Raw genomic sequence first — 6,954 nt, forward strand, 5'->3', positions numbered from 1 at the left:
GGTCGAAGTGCGGCGTCCGGACCACGTGGAGCTCACGCCGGGCGGTCGGCCCGCGCTGGGCGACGACCTCGACCAGTCCGTCTCGGTAGACCCCGTTCAGCGCAGGACAGAGCGGTTCGATGCGGGTGCTGGACGTCATCACGAGGCCCCTGCTGCCGCGGACACCCGGTCCAGACCGCGCAGGTTGCGCACGACCTCCACTCGTTCGCAGTGCTCGGCGTAGAGCGGCAGCTCGCACCCGCCCAGGCCCCACGAATAGCGAGGCTCGGGCGTCAGCCAGACCGTCGAGCGTGCGCGGCGGGTGATCTCCTCGAAGGCGCGCAGTCCTGGATCGCGGCCGTTGCTCCGTCCGTCGCCGAGGACCAGGACCGTTGTACGGCGGGTGACGGCGGAGCCGAACTCGTCGAGGAAGTCCTCGAAGACCGACCCGTAGTCGGAGTCCGCATCGACATCGAGGACCCCGCCCGCAGGCAGTCCCGACATCACCAGGGAGAGGGCTTCCTCGGTGTGGTGCTCGGCGAAGAGATCGGTGATCTCGACGAGGTCCTTGACGAACGCGAAGGTGCGCACCGAGGAGGCGAGGGAATGCAGGCTGTGGACCAGCTGGAGGGTGAACCGCGCCGTCGACCGGACCGACAACGAGACGTCGCACAGCACCAGCAGGCGCGGTCGGTCCTCGACCTTGCTGACGGTCACCGGGCGGAACGGGACGCCGTCGTACTTCATGTTGGACCGCAGGGTGCGAGCACCGTCGACCACGCCTCGGGAGCCAGCCTTGCGGCGCGGACGAAGTGCACCGTGCAGGGAGCGCAGCAGTCGGCGCAGGGCCTCCTCGAGGTCGGCGCGCTCGTGCTCGAGGAGCCGGTCGGCCCGGGATGCCCGGACTTCCCTCATCTCGATCTGTCGCTCGACCTGCATGAGCTGCTCGAGGTGTTGCTTGAGTCGCTCGGGGAGACCAGCCAGCAAGGGTGCCAACGCTGCGCGCAGTGCCGCCAGCGAGGTGCCGCGGTCGTCGTCCACGTCGGGAATCGTGTCCTCGAGCCAGCCGAGCAGTGCCATCTCCTCGGCGACGGTGAGCTCGACGTCGAGCTCCATGCCCGGCGCCGTGATGAGCTCCCCCGGGGAGCCGGGGTTGTGCATCCGACGCGTCGAGATCTGCACCCGCGCGGCTTCGCCGGCGCTGCTGTCGGTGTCGTTGGAGAGGACGATCTCGTCGGTCAGCGCAGCGACGTCGATCTTGTTGGCCTCCTGGTGGAGGTTGTACTGCTGCGCCATGTCCTCGGGCTTGAAGTACTCCTTGATGTCGTCGGGCTTGCCGTGGGAGTGGCCGTCCTCCGGGATGTCTCCGGGCTCGTCGGAGAGGGTGAACTGCTCGAGCTCGCCGTCGTCGGTCAGGTCGTCGTGCGAGTGCCCGTGACCGACGTCCTCGGTGGCCACCGGGCGCAGTCCGAAGAAGAGGTCGAAGATGCGGTCGAAGGTCGCCAGGTCCCTTCGGTCCTTCACCAGGCTCACCGTCAAGGCCGAGCGCAGCACCTCGCGCTGGTCGAGCACACCCGCCTGGGCGACCGCGTGCATGGCGTCGATGGCCTCGGCCGTGCTCACCCGGACGCCGCTCAGGCGCAGGAACCGGATGAACCGGTGGACCGCTCCCTCCACCGTCTCAGACCGGACGCTTGCGCGCGGACCGGGCAGCGAACGAGCGCTCGCCCTGTCCTGCGGGCACCGGCCGGACGGCCGGTGCCTCGTCGGAGCGGGATGGTCCGCCGTAGGTGTCGCCGTGGCGGCCGGGGAGGTCCTTCGCAGCCCGGACCTCCTTGCCGTTCACGTCGGCCGGGTCGTGGCTGTGGTCGCCGTCGTGTCCGTGGCCGTGTCCGTGCCCGTGTCCATGGCCCTGGTCGTGGTGGGCCGGCACCGTCGTGTTCGGGTCGACCAGGCGGGGGATGGCGGCGAGGGCGCTCTTGAGGTCGCGTTCGTACTTCACCACCACGCTGAGGGTCTGAGAGACGACGTCCGCGGTCAGCTCGCTGACGCCGAGGACGGCCAGCGTGCGGGCCCAGTCGATCGTCTCGGAGATGCTCGGCGCCTTGCGGAGCTCGAGTGCCCTCAGGCCGCGGACGATCTCGATCAGGCGGACAGCCAACGCCTCGCTGAGGCCGGTGTCCTTGGAGTTGATGATCTCCAGCTCGCGCTCCGCTTCCGGGTAGTCCAGGAACAGGTGCAGGCAGCGCCGCTTCAACGCCGCGGACAGGTCCCGGGTGTTGTTGGAGGTCAGTACGACGTACGGGAGGTGGCGGGCCTTGATCGTGCCGACCTCGGGGATCGAGATCTGGTACTCCGAGAGCAGTTCCAGGAGCACGGCTTCGAGCGCTTCGTCGGCGCGGTCGACCTCGTCGATCAGCAGGACGACGGGATCCTCGGAGTCGATGGCCTCCAGGAGCGGGCGCGCGGCGAGGAACCGTTCGGAGAAGAACACGCTGTCCTGCTTGGAGATCCGCTCGACGGCCTCATTGAGGTCGACGGCGTCCTCGACGACCTGGCCGATCTTCTCGCGCAGGATCTGGGTGTAGAGCATCTGCTTGCCGTAGTCCCACTCGTAGAGCGCCTTGGTCTCGTCCTGGCCCTCGTAGCACTGGAGGCGGATCAGGCGCCGGCCCGTGACGGCCGCGAGGCTGGTCGCGAACTGGGTCTTCCCGACGCCAGCCGGACCCTCGAGGAGAACGGGCTTGCCCAGGCGGGTCTGGAGGAACACGGTCGTCGCCAGGCGGTCGTCGGCCAGGTAGCCGGCGTCCCGGAAGCGGTCGAGGGCATGGGGGACGTCGTCGAATTCGCCTTCGCCGGCGGCGTTGCGCGGGTCGGTGTTCACGCGGGGCTCCCTGGAAGTGGTGGGGATGGTGTCCGGACCGGGCAGCGATCGCGGTCGCTGCCCGGTCCGGCGTACGGGTTGGACCGACTCAGGTGAGGAGGTCGTCCAGGTCGCCGTTCATGCAGTGGTCGACGACGGGTCGGACCGTCTCGAACGTGCACTCCTTGGCGTTGCCAGGGGTGCAGGCGTCGCCCAGGACGTGGTTGGTGATCCGGTCCACGTCGGTGGCATCACCGGTGATGGTGGGCGCGTTCTGGTAGAACGCCGTCGGGCCCTGGCCCAGGCGGTTCTTCGAGTACGTGTCCTTGGTGACGTCGGTGAACTTCTCGGTGATCCCCACGTCGCGCAGCAGGCGGATCGCCGCGGCCAGGGCGGCGTCGGCGGCCTGCACCGTCGACATGCCGTGCGTGTCCACGCCCATCGCGTCGGCGATCTCGGCGAACCGCTTGTAGTGCGTGGGCATGTTGAACGCCCACACCCGCGGCAACGCGATCGCGTTGTTGAGACCGTGGTGCGTGTCGTAGAACGCCGAGACCGCGTGCGAGATCGAGTGGATGATCCCGAGGCCCCCGGAGTTGAATGCCTGGGCCGCGATGTACTGCGCGTACATCATGCCCTCGCGGCCCTTGAGGTCCTGGCCGTTCCACACGGCTTCGCGCAGGTTCTCCGAGGTGAGCTTGATCGCCCGGATCGCGTTGCCGAGGGACGGCTCGAAGTTGAGCCGCGACACGTACGGCTCGGAGGCGTGCGCGAGCACGTCGAACCCGCACTGGGCGGTGTAGTCGACCGGGCAGTCGAAGTAGAGCACCGGGTCGTCGATGGCCAGGCTTGCGACACTCGCGTCATCGAACGCGACGTACTTGTGCGGGTTGTCCGGATCGGTCGTGGTGTCCGTGATGACGTAGGCCCACGAGGTCTCGGATCCGGTGCCGGCCGTGGTCGACACCGCGATGTGCGGCGGGTTCTTCGGGTTCTCGGACATGTTGAAGCCCTCGAAATCGTTCACGTTGCGGCCGTCGTGGGCGACCGACACGCGGGCACCCTTGCAGGCATCGTGCGAGGAGCCGCCACCGATGGACACGAACGAGTCACACTCGTTCTCCTGGTAGAGCTTCACCGAGTCCATGACGTTGTAGTCCTTGGGGTTGGACTCGACCTTGTCGTACACGACGACCTCGAGGCCGTGGTACTTCATCGACTCGACGATCTTGTGGACGATGTCGGTGCCGCGCAGGCCCGAGGTCATCACCAGGGTCTTGCGGAATCCCATCTTGAGGGCCTCGGGGCCGATCATCTCGTGTGCACCCGGGCCCATGAGGGCACGGGGGAACGGGTGGAACTCCTTGATCGGGAAGGGCTTGAGCAGCTCGTCGACTTGCATCGTGGATACCTCCGGGCGGGGTGAGTGCTGACGTCTGGGGACGCTAGGCAACGTGACGCCGGTCACGACAGGTGAGGATCGGGAAACGATCCCGTGGGGCAGGGAGGTACCTGTCCGTTCCGGTAGGTAGGGCCATGCGCGCGACGGGTGTGCACGGGACGGGGGCTTCGTAGCGTTCGAGGGGTACGGACAAACCGACCCGCAGGAGGCTGTGATGAACCCGGATCAGGAAGTTCAGTTGGAGGAGATCCTCGCCGAGGACGCCCTCGTCGAAGAGGTCTCGATCGACGGCATGTGCGGCGTCTACTGATGTCCGCGACTCCCGTCACCCTCGACGGGGCCTGGCGCCTGAGCGGCTCGGTGGCATTGCGCCCCGAGCCGTTCGGCGCCCTGGCCTACGACTTCGACACCCGCCGGCTGAGCTTCCTCAAGACGCCGACCCTGGTCGACGTCGTACGACGCCTCGGGGACAGCGCATCGGTCGGAGACGCCCTGGCCGGCGCTGCGGTGGCCGACGTCGAGCGTCCCGCGTACCTGCGTGCCCTCGCCGGCCTCGCCGTCGGCGGCCTGATCGAGGAGCAGTCATGACTCTCACACCGACCCGTCCCGCACCGGGCACTCCGGCCGTCGGCCGCCTCGTCGACCAGTTCGAGCTCGGCCTGGATGCACCCATCTGCCTCACCTGGGAGCTCACCTACGCGTGCAACCTGGCTTGCGTCCACTGCTTGTCGTCGTCCGGTCGTCGTGACCCTCGTGAGCTGTCGACCGAGGAGTGCAAGGCGCTGATCGACGAGTTCGAGCGGATGCAGATCTTCTACGTCAACATCGGGGGCGGCGAACCGACGGTGCGCCCGGACTTCTGGGAGCTCCTCGATTACGCCGTCAACCACAAGGTCGGAGTGAAGTTCTCCACCAACGGCTTCCGCATCACGCCCGAACGTGCTGCCCAGTTGGCAGCGACGGACTACGTCGACGTACAGATCTCCCTCGATGGGGCGACCGCCGAGGTCAACGACCATGTTCGGGGGGCCGGCACCTACGATGCCGCGCTCCGCGCGATGGCCAACCTGCAGGCCGCGGGGATGAAGGACTTCAAGCTCTCGGTGGTCTGCACGAGGCACAACATCGGGCAGCTCGACGAGTTCAAGGCGATCGCCGATCGTTTCGGTGCCCAGTTGCGACTGACCCGCCTTCGTCCGAGCGGCCGCGGCGCGGATGTGTGGGACGAGCTGCATCCACTCCCCGAGCAGCAGCGCGAGCTCTACGACTGGTTGGTCGCGAACGGTGACAAGGTGCTCACCGGTGACTCGTTCTTCCATCTCTCCGCGTTCGGTCCAGCCGATGGAAGCGGGGCGCTGCCGGGCCTGAATCTCTGCGGCGCCGGCCGCGTGGTCTGCCTCGTCGACCCGATCGGTGACGTCTACGCGTGCCCGTTCGCGATCCACGACCAGTTCCTCGCCGGCAACGTGCGGTCGGTCGGTGGCTTCGACGAGGTGTGGAAGCACTCTGCGCTGTTCGAGGAGCTGCGGAGCCCGCAGACCGGAGGCGCGTGCAGTTCGTGTTCGGCCTTCGACACCTGCAAGGGTGGCTGCATGGCGGCGAAGTTCTTCACCGGGCTCCCGCTCGACGGGCCGGACCCCGAGTGCGTGAAGGGGAACGCCGGTGACCTGGGCGTCGATCGCGAGCGACCCGGGAGCTCCCAGGACCACTCACACAAGGGACCGGTGCGCAACGCCCCGGTGGAGCTGATGCTTGCCCCGACGCGACTCGCGAGCGCGTGTGACGAGGACCCCCTGTCGGGTGGTCGTTCCCCGAGATGATCGCGCCATGAGGTTGCTGGCCGGCATGCGGTGGCCGGAGGTGGGGCCGGTCGTCGTGCTGGTGCCGGTCGGCTCCCTGGAGCAGCACGGGCCAGCCCTTGGCCTGGCCACCGATGCCGTCGTCGCCACGCACGTCACTCGACACGCGGTGTCCCGGATGAAGGGTCGCGAGCAGGACTTCGTGGTGGCGCCCACGGTTCCCTACGGCGCCAGCGGTGAACACGAGGACTTCCTGGGCACGATCTCGATCGGCCACGAGGCCCTCCACCTGATGCTGGTGGAGTTGTGCCGATCTGCGTCTCGTTGGGCTCGTGGGGTGGTGCTGGTCAACGGGCACGGAGGAAACGTGGCGTCGTTGGTGAGTGCAGTCACCCAGCTGCGTGACGAGGGGCGCAGCGTCGCCTGGACGTCGTGTCGGGCGGCCGACGTCGATGCCCACGCAGGTCGGGCGGAGACCTCGCTGATGCTCGCACTTGCGCCCGAGACCGTCGACCGTCGTCGCCTCGCACCCGGCTGCACCGAACCGGTGGCGACCCTGATGCCCCGGTTGCGCAGCGAGGGCGTGCGCGCGGTGTCACCGACCGGCGTTCTCGGTGATCCGACCACCGCCACACCCGAGGCCGGTCGGCGGATCCTGGTCGAGATGGTCGACCGGTTGGTGGCTGAGCTCGGCAGCCTCGACGTGGGCAGCCAGGGCAGGTTGACATGGACGTGACCCTCCCCGCCGACTTCGGCTTCGCGCTCGCGTCTCGGGTGCGGGTGTGCGACGAGGGGGCGCAGCTGGTTGCCGATGGACGAGTGGTCCGCCTCTCGGCGGCGGCCCGGCAGCTCGTCGCCCGCGCGCCGCTCCGCATCGGCGCCGACCCGCAGGCACGGGCGCTGGCGCGCGC

7 protein-coding genes are annotated in these 6,954 nt (G+C 68.4%); 4 read left to right on the forward strand and 3 right to left on the reverse strand.

Annotated elements, in window-relative coordinates:
- Positions 1-138 precede the first annotated feature (138 nt).
- The 3 genes from ACOADB_RS02110 to mdo form a co-directional block, all read right to left on the reverse strand.
- Positions 139-1,656, reverse strand: a complete 1,518-nt coding sequence (locus ACOADB_RS02110) for a VWA domain-containing protein (protein ID WP_378596257.1) — start codon at positions 1,654-1,656, stop codon at positions 139-141.
- Between the two features lie 4 nt (positions 1,657-1,660).
- Positions 1,661-2,863, reverse strand: a complete 1,203-nt coding sequence (locus tag ACOADB_RS02115) for an AAA family ATPase (RefSeq protein WP_378596258.1) — start codon at positions 2,861-2,863, stop codon at positions 1,661-1,663.
- Positions 2,864-2,951: 88 nt separating this feature from the next.
- On the reverse strand, positions 2,952-4,244 hold the full coding sequence (mdo, locus tag ACOADB_RS02120; RefSeq protein WP_378596259.1) for an NDMA-dependent methanol dehydrogenase: 1,293 nt from the start codon (positions 4,242-4,244) through the stop codon (positions 2,952-2,954).
- A gap of 214 nt (positions 4,245-4,458) precedes the next feature.
- On the opposite strand from mdo, the gene mftA reads away from it, so the two are divergent.
- From mftA to mftE, 4 genes are read left to right on the forward strand one after another with little or no spacing between them, the layout of a single operon-like run.
- Positions 4,459-4,554 carry a mycofactocin precursor MftA gene (gene mftA / locus ACOADB_RS02125; protein WP_378596260.1) on the forward strand — a complete coding sequence of 32 codons (96 nt, stop codon included), beginning with the start codon at positions 4,459-4,461 and terminating at the stop codon, positions 4,552-4,554.
- On the forward strand, positions 4,554-4,832 hold the full coding sequence (mftB, locus tag ACOADB_RS02130) for a mycofactocin biosynthesis chaperone MftB (protein WP_378596261.1): 279 nt from the start codon (positions 4,554-4,556) through the stop codon (positions 4,830-4,832). Before mftA ends, mftB begins: the two co-directional genes overlap by 1 nt.
- Positions 4,829-6,064, forward strand: coding sequence for a mycofactocin radical SAM maturase (gene mftC, locus ACOADB_RS02135; protein WP_378596262.1), 1,236 nt, complete (start codon positions 4,829-4,831; stop codon positions 6,062-6,064). The genes mftB and mftC overlap by 4 nt, the downstream gene beginning before the upstream one ends.
- 7 nt (positions 6,065-6,071) lie before the next feature.
- Complete coding sequence (gene mftE, locus ACOADB_RS02140) at positions 6,072-6,779, forward strand: mycofactocin biosynthesis peptidyl-dipeptidase MftE (RefSeq protein ID WP_378596263.1); 708 nt, start codon at positions 6,072-6,074, stop codon at positions 6,777-6,779.
- Positions 6,780-6,954 lie beyond the last annotated feature (175 nt).

It is taken from the genome of Nocardioides sp. CPCC 206348 (assembly GCF_048654705.1).
Lineage (GTDB): Bacteria > Actinomycetota > Actinomycetes > Propionibacteriales > Nocardioidaceae > Nocardioides.